The organism is Trinickia sp. HAY1-2D (assembly GCF_056754935.1).
In genome coordinates, this window is record NZ_JBPGWX010000002.1 from 3,519,976 (window position 1) to 3,538,149 (window position 18,174).

Annotated in this window: 20 protein-coding genes; 11 read left to right on the forward strand and 9 right to left on the reverse strand. The window is 64.7% G+C overall.

Annotated features, from left to right (window positions below; genetic code table 11):
* Positions 1-34 precede the first annotated feature (34 nt).
* Positions 35-1,066, reverse strand: coding sequence for a UDP-N-acetylmuramate dehydrogenase (murB, locus tag ACR9ZC_RS23405; RefSeq protein ID WP_481582087.1), 1,032 nt, complete (start codon positions 1,064-1,066; stop codon positions 35-37).
* Positions 1,067-1,215: 149 nt separating this feature from the next.
* On the opposite strand from murB, the gene ACR9ZC_RS23410 reads away from it, so the two are divergent.
* Positions 1,216-1,701 carry a YajQ family cyclic di-GMP-binding protein gene (locus tag ACR9ZC_RS23410; protein WP_481582088.1) on the forward strand — a complete coding sequence of 162 codons (486 nt, stop codon included), beginning with the start codon at positions 1,216-1,218 and terminating at the stop codon, positions 1,699-1,701.
* Positions 1,702-1,735: 34 nt separating this feature from the next.
* On the opposite strand, the gene plsY is transcribed toward ACR9ZC_RS23410, so the two are convergent.
* From plsY to queG, 5 genes are all read right to left on the reverse strand, one after another.
* Positions 1,736-2,380: a glycerol-3-phosphate 1-O-acyltransferase PlsY gene (gene plsY, locus ACR9ZC_RS23415; protein WP_331568071.1), complete on the reverse strand. Its 645-nt coding sequence runs from the start codon at positions 2,378-2,380 to the stop codon at positions 1,736-1,738.
* A gap of 74 nt (positions 2,381-2,454) precedes the next feature.
* Positions 2,455-2,946, reverse strand: a complete 492-nt coding sequence (gene ybaK / locus ACR9ZC_RS23420; protein WP_331568072.1) for a Cys-tRNA(Pro) deacylase — start codon at positions 2,944-2,946, stop codon at positions 2,455-2,457.
* A gap of 34 nt (positions 2,947-2,980) precedes the next feature.
* Positions 2,981-3,931, reverse strand: a complete 951-nt coding sequence (xerD, locus tag ACR9ZC_RS23425; RefSeq protein WP_481582089.1) for a site-specific tyrosine recombinase XerD — start codon at positions 3,929-3,931, stop codon at positions 2,981-2,983.
* Positions 3,928-4,413, reverse strand: coding sequence for a methylated-DNA--[protein]-cysteine S-methyltransferase (locus ACR9ZC_RS23430; RefSeq protein WP_481582090.1), 486 nt, complete (start codon positions 4,411-4,413; stop codon positions 3,928-3,930). Before ACR9ZC_RS23430 ends, xerD begins: the two co-directional genes overlap by 4 nt.
* Before the next feature lie 16 nt (positions 4,414-4,429).
* Entirely contained in the window at positions 4,430-5,737 is a 1,308-nt protein-coding gene (queG, locus tag ACR9ZC_RS23435; RefSeq protein WP_481582091.1) for a tRNA epoxyqueuosine(34) reductase QueG, read from the reverse strand.
* A gap of 43 nt (positions 5,738-5,780) precedes the next feature.
* Between queG and tsaE the strand changes: the two genes are divergently transcribed.
* The 4 genes from tsaE (at position 5,781) to trxA (ending at position 9,779) form a co-directional block, all read left to right on the forward strand.
* A complete protein-coding gene (gene tsaE, locus ACR9ZC_RS23440; protein ID WP_481582092.1) occupies positions 5,781-6,317 on the forward strand; it encodes a tRNA (adenosine(37)-N6)-threonylcarbamoyltransferase complex ATPase subunit type 1 TsaE in 537 nt (178 codons plus the stop codon).
* Positions 6,299-7,873 carry an N-acetylmuramoyl-L-alanine amidase gene (locus tag ACR9ZC_RS23445; protein WP_481582093.1) on the forward strand — a complete coding sequence of 525 codons (1,575 nt, stop codon included), beginning with the start codon at positions 6,299-6,301 and terminating at the stop codon, positions 7,871-7,873. Before tsaE ends, ACR9ZC_RS23445 begins: the two co-directional genes overlap by 19 nt.
* A 73-nt stretch (positions 7,874-7,946) precedes the next feature.
* Positions 7,947-8,855, forward strand: coding sequence for a pirin family protein (locus ACR9ZC_RS23450; RefSeq protein ID WP_481582094.1), 909 nt, complete (start codon positions 7,947-7,949; stop codon positions 8,853-8,855).
* Between the two features lie 75 nt (positions 8,856-8,930).
* Entirely contained in the window at positions 8,931-9,779 is an 849-nt protein-coding gene (gene trxA, locus ACR9ZC_RS23455; protein WP_331568077.1) for a thioredoxin, read from the forward strand.
* Between the two features lie 59 nt (positions 9,780-9,838).
* On the opposite strand, the gene ACR9ZC_RS23460 is transcribed toward trxA, so the two are convergent.
* A complete protein-coding gene (locus tag ACR9ZC_RS23460) occupies positions 9,839-10,672 on the reverse strand; it encodes a tRNA threonylcarbamoyladenosine dehydratase (RefSeq protein WP_481582749.1) in 834 nt (277 codons plus the stop codon).
* A gap of 218 nt (positions 10,673-10,890) precedes the next feature.
* Here ACR9ZC_RS23460 and pdxH point away from each other — a divergent pair, with 218 nt between their 5' ends.
* The 3 genes from pdxH (at position 10,891) to ACR9ZC_RS23475 (ending at position 14,069) form a co-directional block, all read left to right on the forward strand.
* Positions 10,891-11,529, forward strand: coding sequence for a pyridoxamine 5'-phosphate oxidase (pdxH, locus tag ACR9ZC_RS23465; RefSeq protein WP_481582095.1), 639 nt, complete (start codon positions 10,891-10,893; stop codon positions 11,527-11,529).
* 115 nt (positions 11,530-11,644) lie between these two features.
* The gene (locus ACR9ZC_RS23470; RefSeq protein WP_481582096.1) at positions 11,645-12,907 is read left to right on the forward strand and encodes a class I SAM-dependent methyltransferase; all 1,263 of its coding nucleotides are present in this window, start codon (positions 11,645-11,647) and stop codon (positions 12,905-12,907) included.
* Positions 12,897-14,069, forward strand: a complete 1,173-nt coding sequence (locus ACR9ZC_RS23475; RefSeq protein ID WP_481582097.1) for a DUF72 domain-containing protein — start codon at positions 12,897-12,899, stop codon at positions 14,067-14,069. The genes ACR9ZC_RS23470 and ACR9ZC_RS23475 overlap by 11 nt, the downstream gene beginning before the upstream one ends.
* Before the next feature lie 50 nt (positions 14,070-14,119).
* On the opposite strand, the gene msrA is transcribed toward ACR9ZC_RS23475, so the two are convergent.
* Complete coding sequence (gene msrA / locus ACR9ZC_RS23480) at positions 14,120-14,671, reverse strand: peptide-methionine (S)-S-oxide reductase MsrA (protein WP_481582750.1); 552 nt, start codon at positions 14,669-14,671, stop codon at positions 14,120-14,122.
* A 260-nt stretch (positions 14,672-14,931) separates the two neighbouring features.
* On the opposite strand from msrA, the gene ACR9ZC_RS23485 reads away from it, so the two are divergent.
* Positions 14,932-15,441, forward strand: coding sequence for a flavin reductase family protein (locus ACR9ZC_RS23485; RefSeq protein WP_440562851.1), 510 nt, complete (start codon positions 14,932-14,934; stop codon positions 15,439-15,441).
* 88 nt (positions 15,442-15,529) lie between these two features.
* Here the strand turns inward: ACR9ZC_RS23485 and ACR9ZC_RS23490 are convergent, their stop codons facing one another.
* Positions 15,530-16,024 carry an Lrp/AsnC family transcriptional regulator gene (locus ACR9ZC_RS23490; RefSeq protein WP_173257319.1) on the reverse strand — a complete coding sequence of 165 codons (495 nt, stop codon included), beginning with the start codon at positions 16,022-16,024 and terminating at the stop codon, positions 15,530-15,532.
* A gap of 130 nt (positions 16,025-16,154) precedes the next feature.
* Between ACR9ZC_RS23490 and kynB the strand changes: the two genes are divergently transcribed.
* A complete protein-coding gene (kynB, locus tag ACR9ZC_RS23495; protein WP_481582098.1) occupies positions 16,155-16,802 on the forward strand; it encodes an arylformamidase in 648 nt (215 codons plus the stop codon).
* A 54-nt stretch (positions 16,803-16,856) separates the two neighbouring features.
* Entirely contained in the window at positions 16,857-18,107 is a 1,251-nt protein-coding gene (gene kynU, locus ACR9ZC_RS23500; protein ID WP_481582099.1) for a kynureninase, read from the forward strand.
* Positions 18,108-18,174 lie beyond the last annotated feature (67 nt).

An 18,174-nucleotide genomic window follows, 5' to 3' on the forward strand; every position in this document is an offset into this window, starting at 1 on the left:
GCCGGCCCGATGAAGGGCCGCCGCCTTCAAATGCTCAAATCACGAGCGGCTCGGGCTCGAGTTCGACGCCGAATCGCTCGCGCACATCGGCTTGAATCGCACGAGCGAGCGCCAGCACGTCGGCACCGGTGGCCCCGCCGCGATTGACGAGCACGAGCGCCTGGCGCTCGTGTACGGCCGCTGCCCCAATCGCCCTGCCTTTCCAGCCGCATCGGTCGATGAGCCAGCCGGCCGCAAGCTTCGCCCGGCCGTCAGCCTGGCGGTAGGCCACGATATCGGGCGCCTTCTCCCGCAGGGCTTCCAAGGTCGAAGCGTCGACGACCGGGTTTTTGAAAAAACTGCCCGCGTTGCCGAGGACGAGCGGATCCGGCAGTTTCGCGCGACGCACCGCCACCACGGCATCGAACACCGCCTGAGGAGTCGGGGCAGCCCCACGCGCGTCGAGCTCGCGCGCGAGATCCGCGTAATCGACGCGCGGCGTCCACGCCTTCGGCAAACGGAACATGACCGAGGCGATCGCGAAACGCTCGCGCCCCTCGCGCTTGAACACGCTGTCGCGATAGCCGAAACGGCACGCGTTCGCATCGAATTCGGCGCAAGCCCCTGTCGCGAGTTCCACCGCTTCCAGCGCGGCGAACCGCTCGCACATCTCGAGCCCGTAAGCGCCGATATTCTGGATCGGCGCGGCGCCGACGGTGCCAGGAATCAACGCGAGATTCTCGAGCCCCGGCCAGCCCATCGACAACGTCCACGCGACGAACGCGTGCCAGTTTTCGCCCGCATGCGCCTGGACGTACCAGGCCTCGTCGTCCTCACGCACGAGCCGCTTGCCGGTCAGCTCGACGATCATCGCGAGTCCGTCGAAATCGTCCGTGAAGACGATGTTGCTGCCGCTGCCAAGCACGAGCGTGCGCATGCCGGCCGCACGGGGATCGCGCGCGGCAAGCGCGAACTGCTCCGGGCGTTCGATGCGGCAGGCTAGGCGCGCGCGGACGTCGAAGCCAAACGTGTTGTGCGCGCGCAGCGGGTAGTTCGCGAGAAAGGCGACGGGATCGGTAGCGGACATCGGCAGGGCCCCTGGCGGCGGCGACACGCCACAGCTTGGGCAAATGAGAATGGGATCGGTAAAATGGCGGTCGGTCCGTGATTATAGCGAGTGACGCCCGCGCCACGCGGTTCGCGTCGCCGATGCTTCAAACCCTGGGAGAAACCTCTATGCCGTCGTTCGATGTCGTTTGCGAAGCCAACATGGTCGAAGTGAAAAACGCGGTCGAACAGTCGAACAAGGAAATTTCGACGCGCTTCGATTTCAAGGGCTCCGACTCGAGAGTCGAGCAAAAGGAGCGCGAGCTGACGATGTTCGCCGATGACGAGTTCAAGCTCGGCCAGCTCAAAGACGTGCTCATCGCGAAGATGGCCAAGCGCAGTGTCGACGTGCGCTTTCTCGATTACGGCAAGATCGAGAAAATCGGCGGCGACAAGGTCAAGCAGATCGTCACGATCAAAAAGGGCGTCTCGGGCGATCTGGCGAAAAAGATCGTCAAACTCGTCAAGGACAGCAAGATCAAGGTCCAGGCGAGCATTCAGGGCGATGCGGTGCGCGTATCGGGCACCAAACGCGACGATCTGCAAAGCGTGATCGCGATGCTGCGCAAGGACGTGACCGATACGCCGCTCGACTTCAACAACTTCCGCGACTGAACCCGCTCGTGCTCGCCAGCCGCGCGAGCACGCGTCAGTGCTTGCGCGGGTGCGCGTGCGAGCCAGGCGCCGCCGGCGTCTTCTTTTCGCCAATACGGCTTTCCTTGCCGGCAATCAGCTTGCCGATATTGCCGCGATGGCGCCAGATCAGCAGCGCACTCATCGCAAAAACGGCCCAGGCCACGACGTTGGGGCCAAACAGGAAGACGTCGAAAAGCGGGGCGAACACGGCGGCCACGAGCGCGGCCAGCGACGAGTAGCGAAAAAAGAACGCAACGATGAGCCAGGTCAGCACCGTCGCGAGCCCGAGCACCGGGTTGATCGCAAGCAGAACACCAGCGGCCGTGGCGACGCCTTTCCCACCCTTGAACCTGAAAAACACCGGGTACAGATGGCCGAGGAAGACCGCTAGCGCCACGGCGGCGACCGCATTGTCATCGAGGCCGTAGCGCGGACCCACATGCGCTGCGAGCCAGACGGCGAGCCAGCCTTTGAACGCATCGCCTGCCAGCGTCAGCACGGCCGCGACCTTGTTGCCGCTGCGCAGCACGTTCGTCGCACCGGGGTTCTTCGAGCCATAGGAGCGCGGATCGGCCAGGCCCATCGCGGCGCTGACGACGACGGCAAACGAAATGGAGCCGATCAGATAGGCAAGAACGGCGGCAACGAGAATTTCCATGGAGAGGCTCTTTCAACAGTGACGTGCGCGTAAGGCCGAGTGCGGCGCACATTCTACCGAACACGGCCGCCCGTTCAATCGACGCTCGCGCAGTGGACCGGTTTTGCATCGAGCAATGCGGTCAGCACGCGGGGCTCGAGGCTCACCAGATAGCCGCGGCGGCCTCCATTCAGATAGATCGAATCGAGTTCGAGGATCGAGGCTTCGACATAGACCGGCATCGACTTTTTCGTGCCGAACGGCGATGTACCGCCGACGAGATAACCCGAATGCCGGCTCGCCACCTCGGGCTTGCACGGTTCGACACGTTTCGCGCCGATCTGCCGGGCGAGATTCTTGGTCGATACCGTGCGGTCTCCGTGCATCAGGACGATGAGCGGCTTGGCCTGCTCGTCCTCCATGACGAGCGTCTTGACGACGTGGTGTTCGTCGATGCCGAGCTGGCGCGCCGATTCGGCGGTGCCGCCATGCTCGACATAATCGTAAGGGTGCTCGCCGAAACGGATGCCGTGGCGGCGCAGCAACTGCGTCGCGGGGGTCTCGGACACATGTTTCGTTTTGTTCATCGGCGCATTGTACGGCGACCGACACGCACGCGGCTCAACCGCGCGGGTGGTGGGCCGCGTGCAACGTCTTCAGTCGTTCGCGCGCCACATGCGTGTAGATTTGCGTCGTCGAAATATCGGCGTGGCCGAGCAGGAGTTGCACCACGCGCAGATCGGCGCCGTGGTTCAGCAGATGCGTCGCGAACGCGTGCCGCAGCGTGTGCGGTGACAACGGGGCGCGAATATCGGCCGCGCGCGCGTGGCGCTTGATGATGTTCCAGAACTGCTGGCGCGTCATGCCCTCGGCGCGCGCGGTCACAAAAAGGGCGTCGGCGCCGCGCGCCGCGAGCAAGGCAGGCCGCGCATCGCGCAGATAACGCGTGATCCAGCCGTGCGCCTCTTCCCCGAACGGAACGAGCCGCTCTTTCGAGCCCTTGCCCATCACGCGCACGACACCTTCGTTCAGCCCCACCTCGACAGTCTTGAGCGTCACCAGCTCGCTCACACGCAATCCGCTCGCATACATGAGCTCGAGCATCGTGCGATCGCGCAGGCCGAGCGGCGTATCGATCTGCGGCGCGGCCAGCAGGGCCTCGACCTGCTTTTCCGTCAGCGTCGACGGGAACCGCGGCGGCTGTTTGGCCGAGCGGATTCGCAGTGTGGGATCGGCCGTCGCGCGATGCTCGCGCATGGCCCACGCATAGAAACGGCGGAACACGGAAAGGCGCCGGTTCGCCGATGTCGCCTTGCCGTCGCTGCGCGCGGCGAGATAGCCGTTGACATGAAGCTCGGCCGCCTCGTCGATGCGCAGCCGATGCGCTCGGCCCAGCCACTGCGCGAACAGGCGCAAATCGCGCCGGTAGGCTTCGAGCGTATTGCGGGCCAGCCCTTGCTCCAGCCAGAGCGCATCGCAAAATGCGTCGATCGACTGCGTGCTCGCCACGGCTTCGGGCGCCGGCGCGTCGTCCGCGGGAAGCGCCGCGTCGAAATCGGCAAGCTCGCTCATAGCGCGAGCGCCTGCTGTGCGCTTTCATGCGCGAGGAGCCAGCGCTTGACGCGCAGGTAGAAACCATCGCCGGCATGATGATTGAAGCCGCCGAGGCCGTTCGCCGCCACCACGCGATGGCACGGAATCACGATAGGAAACGGGTTGTCGCCGCAGGCTTGACCGACGGCGCGCGGCACGCCATCGATCTCGCGCGCAAGGTCGCCATACGTGCGCGTCTCGCCCGGGGCAATCGCGCACATCGCCAGCCAGACGCGCCGCTGAAAAGGCGTGCCGACATCCGCAAGCGGCAGATCGAACGACGCATCCGCCGATTCGAAATAACGCGCGATCTGCGCCACGGCGCGCTGGGCGAGCGGCGAGACCGGTGCACGCGGCTCGGCCGACGCGGGCAGATATTCGATCAGCTCGACGACGCCGGCCGCATCGTTCACGCGAATGCCCACCTTGCCGAAAGGCGCGTCCATCACGGCGCTCAACATAGTCCCTCCCCTTTGCTCATACCGCCTCGAGCGCCCATTCGACGTGCTCTCGCACGAGCGGCGACGCGTCGCCGGCCCGCGCGCGCAATGCGGCGACGATGCGCTCGCGAGCGGCCGCGTCGAGCGCCGCGCCGCCTTCGACGCGCAACGCGTTGCCGAGCGCAACAGCCAGGTTGCGTAGCCAGCATTCGTAACCGATACGCCGAATCGCACTGCCTTGCAAGCGCAGATCGAAGTCATCGGCGCTCCAGGCGAACAGCTCGACGAGCGTCGCTCGATCGAGCCCGTGGCGGACGTCGAAGTCGTCCACGGGCGCGGCCTGCGCGAACTTGTTCCACGGACACACGAGTTGGCAATCGTCGCAACCGTAGACGCGATTGCCGATCAACGGGCGCATTTCGACGGGGATGCTGCCCTTCAGCTCGATCGTCAAGTAAGAGATGCAGCGGCGCGCATCGACCCGATACGGCGCGACGATCGCCCCGGTCGGGCAGGCATCGATGCAGCGCGTGCAATGTCCGCAATGTGCTCCGGCCGGCCGGGACGGTTCGCTGGTATCGACGGGCAGCGGAATATCCACATAGATCTCGCCGAGAAAGAAGAGCGAGCCCGCATCGCGCTCGAGCAGCAGCGTGTGTTTGCCGCGCCAGCCGATGCGCGACTTGTGCGCGAGCTCGACTTCGAGCACCGGCGCCGAATCGGTGAACACACGGTAACCGTATTCGCCGATCTCCCGCTCGATGCGCTCCGCCAACTGCTGCAGCCGCTGGCGCATGACCTTGTGATAGTCGCGGCCACGGGCGTAGATCGACACGACGGCCGCCGACGGGTCGGCGAGCCGCGCTTGCTCGCGCGCGCGCCAGTCGGCCGGTGCGTCTTCGGGCGCAATGGCCGATCGGAACGATCTGAACGATTTGACGCTCGAATCGGTCGGCCTGCCCGGCACCTCGCCTGACGAGCTGCTTTCAACCTTGCGCGATTCGAGCACGGCGGCCGGCATGTATGCGATGCGCGCGGTGATCACCCGTCGCGTTCCGGCCACAAGCTCGGCCGGCCGCGCGCGTTTCACCCCATGTTTGGCCATATAATCCATCTCGCCGTGGCACCCCGCCTCGAGCCAGGCGAAGAGCCCAGCCTCGGCCTCGGACAAATCGATATCGCTGATACCGATCGCACCGAAGCCAAGCTCGCTGCCCCATGCCTTGATCCGCTGGGCGAGCGCCGCCAGCGCCGCATCGTCGAGACGCGAGCCAAGGGCGACCCTCTCTTCGCGACGCGAAGCGTCTAGCGAAGCGCCTGCCGCTTCGGACGTCTTCCTGCTCATGGCGGCGTGTTCCGTACATCGTTCATCACGCTATTTTACGAGAATGCCCGTGGCGCCCGATTCGTCGCTTCATCCGCCCGCGAGCGTCCTGCTCGAGCGCACTTTCGCGCTCGAGAACCTCGCCGCCACCGAAGCATTCGGCGCACGTTTTGCTACGGCGATCGAAGCGGTGCGCGCGAGGCCTGCATTCGAGGGCCTGCATGTGCAACTGCTCGGCGACCTCGGCGCCGGCAAAACGACGCTCGTGCGTGCCACCCTTGCAGGGCTCGGACACCGGGGCCGCGTGCGGAGTCCCACCTATACACTCGTCGAACCGTATGCGCTGCCGCGCGACGGGGGCCAGTTCGACGTCTATCACTTCGATCTTTATCGGTTTGCCGACCCGGCCGAATGGGCCGACGCCGGCTTTCGCGAGTATTTCGATTCGGGTGCGGTCTGCCTCGTCGAATGGCCGGAAAAGGCCGGCGAGTTGTTGGGCGTGCCCGATCTGGTCTTCGCGCTCGAAACCGAGGGTGAGCGCCGTCGGCTCGATGCGCGCGCCTACAGCGAATCAGGAAAAGCATGTCTAGAAAGATGTTGATCAAGCCGTTCCATTCGATCGAATCGGCCGCCACGGCGGCGCCGAGCTGGCGCCGGCGCAAGGTGCTGCGCGCCGGCGCCTCGACGCTGCTCCTCGGGCTTGCCGCGCCGTTGCTCGCGCCGACCAACGCGCTTGCGAGCTCAGTGCTCGGCGTGCGCGTCTGGCCCGCGCGCGATTACACGCGCGTGACGATCGAATCGGACCAGCCGCTGCAAAACACGCAGCAACTGCTGCAGGGGCCGGACCGGCTCGTCGTCGATCTCTCGGGGCTCGATCTCGATCAGGCGTTGCGCGATCTCGTCTCGAAGATCGCACCGAACGATCCGCAGATCCGCTCGGTACGCGTCGGCCAGTTTCAGCCCCACGTCGTGCGGCTCGTGTTCGACCTCAAGGGCTCGGTCAAGCCGCAAGTCTTTTCGCTGCCGCCCGTCGGGACGTATCGCTACCGGCTCGTGCTCGACCTGTACCCGACCGTCGCCCCCGATCCGCTCATGGACCTGCTCGCGCAGACGGAGCGCAAGGAAAAGCAACTCGGCGAAAACCAGCCCGGCAACGAGCCGCTCGCGCCGGCGCCGCTGGGGGGGCCCAGTGCGCCGCCCGCCGGCGACAACAGCGATGCGTTCTTCGAGCGCTACGCCCAGAACCTGCCGCCGGAAGGACATGCCGGCGGCGGCAACGCACCGTCCGCGCGCAAGCCCGGTAGCTTCACCCACGGCAAGAGCGGCAAGGAAGCCGGCGGCGGCCAGACGACTGGCGATGGCTCGGACAGCGCGCTTGCGCGCAATGGCGATGACGGATTGGGGGACGAAGCCTACCCGTTTTCGACGCCGAAACCCGGACGCACGGTTCGGCTGCTGACCGTCGCCATCGATCCGGGCCATGGCGGCGAAGACCCGGGCGCGATCGGCAGCGCGGGCACCTACGAAAAGCACATTGCGCTCGACGTCGCGAAGAAGCTGCGTGCGCTGATCGACGCGCAGCCCAACATGCGCGCGATGATGACGCGCGATGCGGACTTTTTCGTGCCTCTTAACGTTCGCGTGCAAAAAGCACGGCGCGTCAGCGCGGATCTTTTCGTCTCCATCCACGCCGACGCATTCACGACCCCGGCGGCGCGCGGCTCGTCCGTGTTCGCGCTCTCGGAGCACGGCGCCTCGAGCGCGGCGGCACGCTGGATGGCGAACAAGGAAAACGCGTCCGATCTGATCGGCGGGATCAACGTCAAGACAGCGGACGAAACCGTGAATCGCGCGCTGTTCGATATGTCGACCACGGCGCAGATCCGCGATTCGCTGCGCTATGGGTCCTTCGTGCTGCGCGAAATCGGCGACATCAACAAGCTGCACAAGGGTTCCGTCGAGCAAGCCGGCTTCGCGGTACTGAAGGCGCCCGATATCCCCTCGATCCTCGTCGAAACGGCTTTCATCAGCAATCCCGAGGAAGAAGCGCGCCTGAACGACGAGAACTATCGCAATCAAATGGCGAGCGCGATCCTGAAAGGCATCAAACGCTATTTCGCGGCCAATCCGCCGCTCGCCAAGAGCCGCATGACCTGATCGACACAGGTCGACACAGACGCCCCGGTACAATGACGTCGTCGCGCAACGGCGTGTCGCCACGGAGCCTGCCATGTCGCCTGTACCGGAATCGTCACCGCTGCCCGAGTCGGTCAGAGCGGTCCTCAAGCCTTCGCAGCGCGACATCGGCGGTTTCGCCGTACGGCGCGTGCTGCCCGCGCTCGCCGCGCGGCTCGTAGGTCCCTTCATCTTCTTCGATCACATGGGCCCTGCCGCGCTTGCGCCCGGCGCGGGCCTCGATGTGCGCCCGCACCCGCATATCGGTCTTGCGACGGTGACCTACCTGTTCGAAGGCGCCATCGTTCATCGCGACAGCATCGGTTCCGTGCAGACGATCGTGCCGGGCGACGTCAACTGGATGACGGCGGGACGCGGCATCGTCCACTCCGAGCGGACCCCGCCCGACGAGCGAGCCCGCGGACCGCGCATGCACGGCATTCAGACCTGGGTGGCGCTGCCGCTCGAGCACGAAACGATCGAGCCTGCATTCGAGCATCACGCGGCCGCGACACTGCCGCGTATCGAGCGCGGCGGCGTCACGCTCGATGTGATCGCGGGCTCTGCCTTCGGCGCGCGCTCGCCCGTGCGCACGTTCTCCCCCACGCTGTACGCGGCGGCGCGCTTCGCGCCCGCAAGCGCACTGGCGCTCGACGCCGAGCACGACGAGCGCGGCGTCTATCTCGTCGACGGCGACCTCGCGATCGACGGCATGCCGCTGCCGCTGGGCCATATGGCGGTGCTGAGCCCCGGCGAGACGGCGACGCTTGCCAGCACCGGCGGAGCCACCGCGATGCTGCTTGGCGGCGCGAAACTGACGGGCGAGCGTTTCATCGAATGGAACTTCGTGGCCAGCTCGCGCGAAAAGATCGAGGCCGCCAAGCGCGCCTGGAGCGAGCAGACGATGGGCCGCATCGAAGGCGAGACGGAGTGGATCCCGCTTCCCGAGCGCCCGCACCGGTGAGGCGGTGGGCGCAGGGTTGAAATGCGGGGGGCCGGTCCCAATCTGAGCCGCAGGTCCACTGCAAACGAGGATGCGATGAACACCACTTTGGCCACTTTCGAACAGGATGTGATCGAGGCGTCCAAGCTCGTCCCGGTCCTCGTCGATTTTTGGGCGCCGTGGTGCGGTCCGTGCAAGACGCTCGGCCCGCTGCTCGAAAAGCTCGAGCAGGACTACGCCGGCAAATGGCGCCTCGTGCAGGTCAACGTCGACGAAAACCCGCAACTGGCGGCCCACTTTCAAGTGCGCAGCATTCCGCATGTCGTGGCATTCGCCGATGGTCAGCCTGTCGACCAATTCATCGGCGTATTGCCCGAAAGTCAGCTGCGCGCATTTCTCGATCGGCTCGTGCCCAATGCGGCGCAAACCGAGCATAAGCGCGCGCTCGCGGCGCTGAGCAACGGTCAGCGCGACGTGGCGATCGATCACCTGCAAACCGCACTGGCACTCGAGCCCGGCAACGACTCTGCCCGGCTGGACTTGATCCAGGTACTGCTCGACGACGAGCGCATCGACGAGGCGCGTACCGAAGTCGAGCGCCTTTCGGACAAGACGAAGCAAGGCATCGACGTGCGGTATAACACGGTGAAAACGCGGCTGGACGCGCTCGACGCGGCAGCCGAGCTGCCGCCGACCGATGCACTGGAGGCGCGCATCGCGACGAATCCGGGCGATCTCGAAGCCCGCTTCGACCTCGCGAGCGCGCTGATCGCGCGTCGGGATTACGGTGGGGCGCTCGCGCACTTGCTCGAGATCGTCAAGCGGGACCGCACGTTCCGCGACGACATCGGACGCAAGACGATGCTCTCGGTCTTCGATCTCGCTGCGCACCAACCCGAGCTCGTGGCCGAATGGCGGCGTAAGCTCAGCGCGGCCCTCCATTAACGAATGGCGCTGCGGCGGCACGGCGCGGGAACGCCCTTTGGCAGCCGCTGCCGCTTTGCCTATCCAGCGGCCTTCGCAAGCGCCGCCAGCACGTGCGCGGCCGCCGCAAAACCGAAGCTCGCGGTCACGCACACGCTCGATCCGAACCCGGCGCAATTCAGGCCGATCGGCCCCGCATGCCCGGGCGACGCTTCCAGATGCTGGGCGACATCGTCCATGTCGCATACCGCCGCCTCGGGATAGATGAGCGGCTCGTCCGAATAGACGGCACTGACCTTGAACTTCGCCTTCGGTCCGCGCGGGAAACCGTGGTGCTTGCGCAATTGCGCGCGCACTTTCGAGAGCAGCGGATCTTGAACCGTCGATGCGAGATCGTCGATGCGAATGCGCGTCGGATCGAGCTGGCCGCCCGCGCCGCCCACGGTGATGAGCGGTTGTCCGCGGGCCACGCACCAGGCGATGAGCGCCGTCTTGGTGCGCACGCTGTCGATGGCATCGACGATGTAATCGAGCCTGCCGCCGAAGAGCGTCTCGAAGTTGTCCGGTTCGGCGAAGTCCTCGACGAGGCGTACGTCGCAAGCCCGGTCGATGAGGCGGATGCGTTCGGCCATCGCCTCGACTTTCGGCTTGCCGAAATTGCCGTCGAGTGCATGGATCTGGCGGTTCGTGTTGCTCTCGGCCACGTTATCGAGATCGACTAGCGTAAGCGTGCCGATCGCGCTGCGCGCAAGCGCCTCCGCCACCCACGAGCCCACGCCGCCGATCCCGACGACGGCCACATGCGCCCGCTCGAATGCGGCCAGGGCGGGAGCGCCGTAGAGCCGCCCCACCCCGCCGAAGCGCCGTGCACGGTCCGCATGATCGAGATCATGCTCGGTGCGCGGGGGATGGATAAGATCTGGGCTCGTTCCCTGGGTGGCGGACATGATGCGTAAAGTGAAAGCTGCGTGAAAACCGCGGTCGAAATTACGGAGAAAGACTGCGCTCGAGGGGTCTATTGTGCCCGATAGCGTGCCCCGGCCGTTGCTTCGAACAGACGACACGAGCACGGTCGCGCACGTTTTTTCGGCCTTGGCTATACTTGAGTCGACTGAAGCGGTCACATAAGAAGATGATCACTCTTGCTGAACTTCGCAACGAATACGCGCGCGGGTCGCTCGACGAACACGATGTCGAGCCGGATCCGATCCGCCAGTTCCAGCTCTGGTTCCAACAGGCCCTCGACGCCCAGGTGCCCGAGCCGAACGCGATGACGCTTGCCACCGTGGACGAGCAGGGGCAGCCGTCGGCCCGTATCGTGCTTGTGAAGGGTGCCGACGAGCGAGGCTTCGTCTTTTTCACGAATTACGAAAGCCGCAAGGGCCACGATCTGGCGATCAATCCGCGGGCAAGTCTGCTTTTTTACTGGATCGAGCTCGAGCGTCAGGTGCGCATCGAAGGCACGATCGAGAAAACGAGCGCGCAGGAGAGCGATGCCTATTTCGCGTCGCGCCCGCTCGGATCGCGCATCGGTGCATGGGCCTCCGACCAAAGCCGCGAAATCGCCGGCCGGACAGTGCTCGAGGAGCGTGAACAAGCGTTTGCCGAGCGATTCGGCGACAATCCCCCGCGCCCGCCGCAGTGGGGAGGCTACCGCGTCGTGCCGGCGAGGATGGAATTCTGGCAAGGTCGACCGTCTCGTTTGCACGACCGCATTGTGTACACGCGCAATGCCGACGCGAGCTGGCAGATCTCACGCCTGTCGCCATGACAGAAGATTGAAACGGAGTGTTTTCGAAGTCCAGACCATGCCGATGCTCCGAGCGCCGGACATGGTTGTTTTGCTTAGCTTTGCTATTCATTTCAACGGACACGGAGAATCTCGCATGTTCTGGGAAAAGAAGCTGGCGCAGTGGGTGGAAGACGTGCGGGCGACGACGAATCTGCCCGCGCGCCTCGTTCTTTGGGATGGGCAGCAGCACGACTTCGGCAGTTTCGCCGCGCCGCAAGTTACGCTGAAGGTAAATCACGCCTCGGCATTGCCGCTCCTGCTCGAACCGAGTCTCGACAACCTCGGCGAAGCGTATGTGAAGGGCAAGATCGATATCGAGGGCAAGCTCTCGGACATCATTTCGATCGGCTATTCGCTCGCAAAAAACACCATTACGGGCGCCAGTAAGCTCGCTCGCGTGCGGCGCTATTTCAATCACACGAAATCGTCGGACAAAAAGGCCATTCAATATCATTACGACGTTTCGAACGCGTTCTATCAGCTCTGGCTCGACGAGAACATGGTCTATTCGTGTGCCTACTTCGAAAACGGCGACGAGGATCTCGCCACGGCACAGTTGAAGAAAATCGACCATATCCTCACCAAGATTCAATTGCAGCCAGGGCAGCGGCTGCTCGACATCGGCTGCGGATGGGGGGCGCTCGTGCTGCGCGCGGCCAGCAAGTTCGGCGCGAAGTGCGTCGGCGTGACGCTGTCGCAAAACCAGTTCGATCTGGCGACGGAACGGGTCAAAGCGGCGGGCCTCGGCGATCGCATCGAAATTCGTCTGCAGGACTACCGCGACATCCCGGGACAGTTCGATCGCGTGACGAGCGTCGGGATGTTCGAGCACGTCGGGCGCAAGAATCTTCCGACCTATTTCGCGAAGGTTCGGGAGCTGCTCGCCGAAGACGGCATCGCCATGAATCACGGCATTACGTCGACGGACTACGATAGCGGCGAAACCGCACTCGGGGGCGGCGAATTCATCGATCGCTACGTGTTCCCCGACGGCGAGTTGCCTCATATCAGCCTCGCGCTCGAATCGCTGCAGCGCGGCGGCCTCGAAGCCGTCGATATCGAAAGCCTGCGCCGGCACTACGCACGCACGCTCAACATTTGGACCGAAAATTTCGAGGCCCATGCGGACGAAGCCCGCAAGCTCGTGGATGACGAGAAATTCCGCATCTGGCGGCTCTATCTCGCCGGCTGCGCCTACGCGTTCGAGCACGACGACGTATCGATCTATCAAATCGTCTGCCGCCGAGCAGGACGCAGCGCGCAGACGTTGCCGTGGTCCCGCCGCTACATGTACGATCGGCCGCTTGGAGAAACGCGTACGAGTACCGCGCCCGTTGCGGCCATCGATGGGCGATAGCAAAGAAGACCCACAATTCGATCTCTTTGGTGCACTGCCGGCGCCCGACGGCGCGCCGCGAACCTCGGGGGAGCCTGACCATACCGAACCGGCTCGCGCCGGCGCCGCGACTCCCTCCAAGGGCGGGCGCCGCGCGCGGCCCGTGCTGCCGGCCTCGCTCCCGCCCGAGTTCGGCGAGCTGGCTGGCAGCTTGCCGCCGCAGATTCGCCTCGGAACATCTTCGTGGTCGTTTCCCGGTTGGGAAGGCATCGTCTACGGCGAAGCCTACAGCGATTCGAAGCTCTCCCGCGACGGGCTCGCCGCCTACGGCGTCCATCCGCTGCTACGCACGGTCAGCCTCGATCGTTCGTTTTACGCGCCGCTTTCCATCGCCGACTATCTGCGTTACGCGCAACAGGTACCCGACGATTTTCGTTTCATCGTCAAGGCACCGGCATCGGTGACGGATGCGACGGTGCGGGGCGAACGCGGCGAGCCCGTCGCCGACAATCCCTGCTTTCTCGATGCGGGCCTGGCCGCTCGCGAATTCGTGGAGCCGTGCCTGGCCGGCCTTGGCGCCAAAGCCGGCGTGCTTGTATTTCAGTTTTCGCCCATGCCCGAACGCATGCTCGCCGAGCCGGCGGCATGGGTCGAACGGCTCGCCGCCTTCTTTGCCGCGTTGCCGCCGCTGCCCAGCGGTAGCGATGAAGCACCGGGCCCTTGCTATGCGCTCGAGATACGCGATGCGTGCCTGTTGACGCCGCGGCTCATCCGCATGCTGCGCGAGCGCGGTGTGCGTTATTGCGTCGGGCTGCACGCGCGCATGCCCGAGGCGTTGCGCCAGGCCGCAGCCCTCGCCCTCATGGACGGCGACGAGCCAGCCGGCCCGCTCGTCGTTCGCTGGAGCCTGCACAGCGGATTCAAATACGAGCAGGCGAAGGCAAAGTACGAGCCGTTCAATCGACTCGTCGATGAAGACCCCGCCACGCGGCATTCGCTCGCGGAGCTGGCCGCGCGTTATGCGTTGGCCGGCCAGCCGGTACTCATCATCGTCAACAACAAGGCGGAGGGCTCCGCCCCGCTTTCGTGCGCTGCGCTTGCTCGAGAGATAGCAGCGGCTTGCGAGCGACTGCGCGAGGAAAGGACTGGTGGGAACGCGGGCGTCGAACAGAGCGAGCGCTGACGGCGGCGTCAGCGCCGGCACGAAGCGTTCGTACCTCCAAGCCGTTGCCGTCAAACGCCGGAGCGTGTCCAGCTGGCGAACTTGGCCCGGAACTTGGCCACTTTCGGGGCCACGACGAACGCGCAGTACCCCTGCTCGGGATGTTGCGCAAAGTAATTCTGGTGATAGGCCTCGGCGGGCCAATAATTGTCGTCGAGGGAGCGGACTTCGGTCACGATCGGTTTGTCGTACACATGCTCCTGCTCGAGTTCGTCCATGACCTCTCGCGCAATGTCGCGTTGCGTATCGGAGTGCGTGAAGATGATCGATCGATATTGCGTCCCCACGTTGTTGCCCTGTCTGTTGAGCTGCGTCGGATCGTGGATCGAAAAAAATACCTGGAGGATCTCGCGGTAGCTGATCTTCCTGGGGTCGAATTGAACCTTGACCACTTCGGCGTGACCGGTCCCGCCGTCGCACACCTGCTCGTAGCTCGGACGCGGGACGTTGCCGCCCGCATACCCCGATTCGACGGAAACGACGCCGTCGAGATCGACATAAACCGCTTCCAGACACCAGAAACAACCTCCGCCCAACGTAGCGGTTTCCATCGGCTCAGTCATGACTGTCTCCCTGTCGACGAGCGTTTGCGCTTCGGTGTATTCGCTCACAAACGGATTCTAAAAGCTTAGTGCGTTTTATGTGCGGCGGAGCGCTCGAGCCCCCCGGCTGACCCGAATGCGCGGCGAAATGTCCGGATTCCATTAGAATTTCGCTATTCGCCTTTTCGCACCATGACCTTCGACTCTCCACGCCAGCTGTTCCTTCCCCGCCTGTCCACGCCACAAGCTCGTCCACGATCCCGCCGCCGGGAGTCACGCCGATGAAGCATGCGAGCCCACCCGACTTCGATTCGGGAGTGTTCCGCCGCGCGCTTGGCCAGTTCGCCACGGGCGTCACCGTCATCACCACCCGCGCCCCATCCGGCCAGTTGATCGGTATCACGGCGAGTTCGTTCAATTCGGTATCGCTCGATCCGCCCCTCGTGCTCTGGAGTCTCGCGACCCGATCCGCATCGATGCCGGTGTTTCGCAGCAATAGCCATTACGTGGTCAACGTGCTATCGGAAACGCAATACGATCTCTGTCAGCGCTTTGCCACGGTCAAGGGCGACCGGTTCGCGGGTGTGTCGCACGCGGCGGGCGGCACGGGCATGCCCGTGCTCGACGGCGCGCTCGCCTGGTTCGAATGCCATAACCGCAGCCGCTACGACGAAGGGGACCACGTGATTTTCGTCGGAGAAGTCGAGCGCTGCGGCGTCCATCCGGACGCCGAAAGCATGGCCCCGCTCGTTTTCCACGGCGGTGCATTCCACGGATTGAAGCCGCGTTGAAACACGGCGCGACAACGCCCTCGAACGTCGGTGACGAGCTGACATCGGCGTGAATAATGAGCGCTCCGCTCCGCGGGAGCGACCGCGCTCAGTGCGGCGTCGGCGTCGGCGTCAGCGTTACCGGCACGCCGGAGTCTTCCTTGAGCGTTTGCAGGACGATGTTCGACCGGATATCCATCACGCCGGGCGCCTTGTAGAGCTTCGAAAGCACGAAATCGGAGTAATGCTTGAGGCTATGCGCGAGCACGCGCAGCAGATAATGGCTCTCGCCCGTCACGACGAAGGCCGCAACGACTTCGGGCCACTCGCGCACGGCCGTGGCGAAGCGCTCATGCCAGTTCTCCTGATCGTTGCGCATCGAAACCTGCACGAATGCCTCGAGCTCGAGCCCGAGCGCCTCGCGGTTCAGACACGCCCGGTAACGCTCGATGACGCCCTGCTCCTCCAGCAGACGCAACCGGCGCAAACACGCCGACGGCGATAGCGAGATTCTTTCCGCGAGGTCGAGATTGCTGATGCGGCCCTCGTTTTGCAGCACACTCAGAATGCGGCAATCCGTGGCGTCGAGCGAGATCGCGTTCATTTTTGCCCCCATTTCGATGCTTATATCGAATTATCTTCTAGTCTAGCGCGCTTGGCGCGACGATTTCGCAAGCACCTTGCGCGCCTGGGCGCTTATCATCGAAGCATCCGTTCTTATTCACCACCCCAAAATGGACAATCGCAGGCTCTGGGATATTTCGCCGCCGGTCGAAGCACACACACCGGTCTGGCCGGGCGATACGCCGGTCACGATTGAACGCGTCTGGAAAATGGACGCGGGTTCGCCGGTCAATGTCGCACGGATGACCCTCTCACCGCATACGGGCGCGCACGCGGACGCGCCGCTGCACTATGACGCTCACGGGGCCCCGATCGGGGCGGTCGGCCTTGCGCCATACCTCGGCGCTTGCCGAGTGATCCATTGCATAGGCGCCGCGCCGCTCGTGACGCCGGCTCATGTGGCGGCGCAACTCGACGGCACGCCCCCGCGCGTGCTGCTGCGAACCTACGAGCAGGCCCCTGTCGATGAATGGGACGATGCGTTTTGCGCTGTGGCGCCCGAGACGCTCGATCTGCTCGCGCAAAGCGGCGTGATGCTGATCGGTATCGATACGCCGTCGCTCGACCCTCAGACATCCAAAACGATGGACGCTCATGGACGCGTGCGCGCCCACGGGATGGCGATTCTCGAAGGGCTCGTGCTGGACGCGATCGAGCCCGGCGATTACGAACTCATCGCGCTGCCGCTCAAATTGACGACGCTCGACGCAAGCCCCGTGCGCGCGGTCTTGCGCGCGTTGCCCGACAAGCGCGGCTAAAGTCTATCGATCGATCCGCCTTCCGACCCGTTCGTTTCCTGCCGCCCATACATCATGAAAACCCGTGACGAAGCGCTCGCGCTGGACCGCAGCGACCCTCTCGCGCACCTGCGCAGCCGTTTCGCGCTCGACGCGCAAACGATCTATCTCGACGGCAATTCGCTCGGCGTGCCGCCTGTGGCCGCGGCGGCGCGCGCACGCGCGGTCATCGACGATGAATGGCGCGGCGGGCTCATACGCAGTTGGAACGGCGCAGGCTGGTTCGCGTTGCCGCGCAGGCTCGGGGATAAACTCGCGCCACTCGTGGGCGCCGCGGCGGGCGAGACCGTCGTGACCGACACGATCTCGATCAATCTGTTCAAACTGCTCTCGGCGGCGTTACGCGAAGCCGACGCGCGCGATGCGAGCCGCCGCGTGATCGTCTCCGAGCGCGCAAATTTCCCGACCGATCTCTACATCGCGCAGGGGCTCATCGAACAACTCGATCGCGGCTACACGCTGCGGCTCGTCGACGACCCCGCAGATCTGCCCGCCGCGATCGACGACGAAACGGCCGTCGTCATGCTCACGCACGTCAACTATCGCACGGGCCTTATGCACGACATGGGCGCAATGACGGAGATCGCTCATCGTGCCGGCGCGCTGGCGCTCTGGGACCTCGCGCATTCGGCCGGCGCGGTGCCCGTCGATCTGCACGGCGCCAATGCCGATTTCGCGGTCGGCTGCACGTACAAGTATCTGAACGGCGGCCCGGGCTCGCCCGCTTTCGCGTGGGTGCCCAAGCGCCATCAGGCGCGGCTCTCGCAGCCGCTCTCCGGATGGTGGGGACATCGCGCCCCGTTCGCGATGGACCCGCGTTATACGCCCGACGACGGCATCGGACGGTTCCTTTGCGGCACGCAGCCCATTGTTTCGATGGCGCTCGTCGAAAGCGGGCTCGATGTTTTTCTCGAGACGGACATGCACGCCGTGCGCCGCAAGTCGCTCGCCCTCACGGATCAATTCATTGCGCTTGTCGAATCGCGCTGCGCGGGCCAGGCGCTTTCGCTCGTCACGCCGCGCGCGCATGCGCAGCGCGGCTCGCACGTGAGTTTCGAACATCGGCACGGCTATGAAGTGATGCAAGCGCTCATCGCGCGCGGCGTGATCGGCGACTATCGCGAACCGTCCGTGCTGCGCTTCGGGTTCACGCCGCTCTATACGCGCTTCGTCGACGTCTGGGATGCCGTCGAAACCTTGCGCGACATTCTCGAGCGCCAAACGTGGCGGGCGCCCGAATTCGCCGCGCGCCATACCGTGACTTGAACCGATGTTCGCCGGTGCGGTGCGGATCGACGATCAGCCGCATTGCAGAGGATGGAGAGGAATTCGA

Coding starts and splice junctions, on each gene's coding strand:
- tsaE (WP_481582092.1), top strand. CDS start 5,781: ATGCCCGTGGCGCCCGATTCGTCGCTTCATCCGCCCGCGAGCGTCCTG.
- ACR9ZC_RS23485 (WP_440562851.1), top strand. CDS start 14,932: ATGAAGCATGCGAGCCCACCCGACTTCGATTCGGGAGTGTTCCGCCGC.
- plsY (WP_331568071.1), bottom strand. CDS start 2,380: ATGGAAATTCTCGTTGCCGCCGTTCTTGCCTATCTGATCGGCTCCATT.
- ACR9ZC_RS23470 (WP_481582096.1), top strand. CDS start 11,645: ATGTTCTGGGAAAAGAAGCTGGCGCAGTGGGTGGAAGACGTGCGGGCG.
- pdxH (WP_481582095.1), top strand. CDS start 10,891: ATGATCACTCTTGCTGAACTTCGCAACGAATACGCGCGCGGGTCGCTC.
- ACR9ZC_RS23475 (WP_481582097.1), top strand. CDS start 12,897: ATGGGCGATAGCAAAGAAGACCCACAATTCGATCTCTTTGGTGCACTG.
- ACR9ZC_RS23490 (WP_173257319.1), bottom strand. CDS start 16,024: ATGAACGCGATCTCGCTCGACGCCACGGATTGCCGCATTCTGAGTGTG.
- ACR9ZC_RS23430 (WP_481582090.1), bottom strand. CDS start 4,413: ATGTTGAGCGCCGTGATGGACGCGCCTTTCGGCAAGGTGGGCATTCGC.
- queG (WP_481582091.1), bottom strand. CDS start 5,737: ATGAGCAGGAAGACGTCCGAAGCGGCAGGCGCTTCGCTAGACGCTTCG.
- xerD (WP_481582089.1), bottom strand. CDS start 3,931: ATGAGCGAGCTTGCCGATTTCGACGCGGCGCTTCCCGCGGACGACGCG.
- murB (WP_481582087.1), bottom strand. CDS start 1,066: ATGTCCGCTACCGATCCCGTCGCCTTTCTCGCGAACTACCCGCTGCGC.
- kynU (WP_481582099.1), top strand. CDS start 16,857: ATGAAAACCCGTGACGAAGCGCTCGCGCTGGACCGCAGCGACCCTCTC.
- ybaK (WP_331568072.1), bottom strand. CDS start 2,946: ATGAACAAAACGAAACATGTGTCCGAGACCCCCGCGACGCAGTTGCTG.
- msrA (WP_481582750.1), bottom strand. CDS start 14,671: ATGACTGAGCCGATGGAAACCGCTACGTTGGGCGGAGGTTGTTTCTGG.
- ACR9ZC_RS23450 (WP_481582094.1), top strand. CDS start 7,947: ATGTCGCCTGTACCGGAATCGTCACCGCTGCCCGAGTCGGTCAGAGCG.
- trxA (WP_331568077.1), top strand. CDS start 8,931: ATGAACACCACTTTGGCCACTTTCGAACAGGATGTGATCGAGGCGTCC.
- ACR9ZC_RS23445 (WP_481582093.1), top strand. CDS start 6,299: ATGTCTAGAAAGATGTTGATCAAGCCGTTCCATTCGATCGAATCGGCC.
- ACR9ZC_RS23410 (WP_481582088.1), top strand. CDS start 1,216: ATGCCGTCGTTCGATGTCGTTTGCGAAGCCAACATGGTCGAAGTGAAA.
- kynB (WP_481582098.1), top strand. CDS start 16,155: ATGGACAATCGCAGGCTCTGGGATATTTCGCCGCCGGTCGAAGCACAC.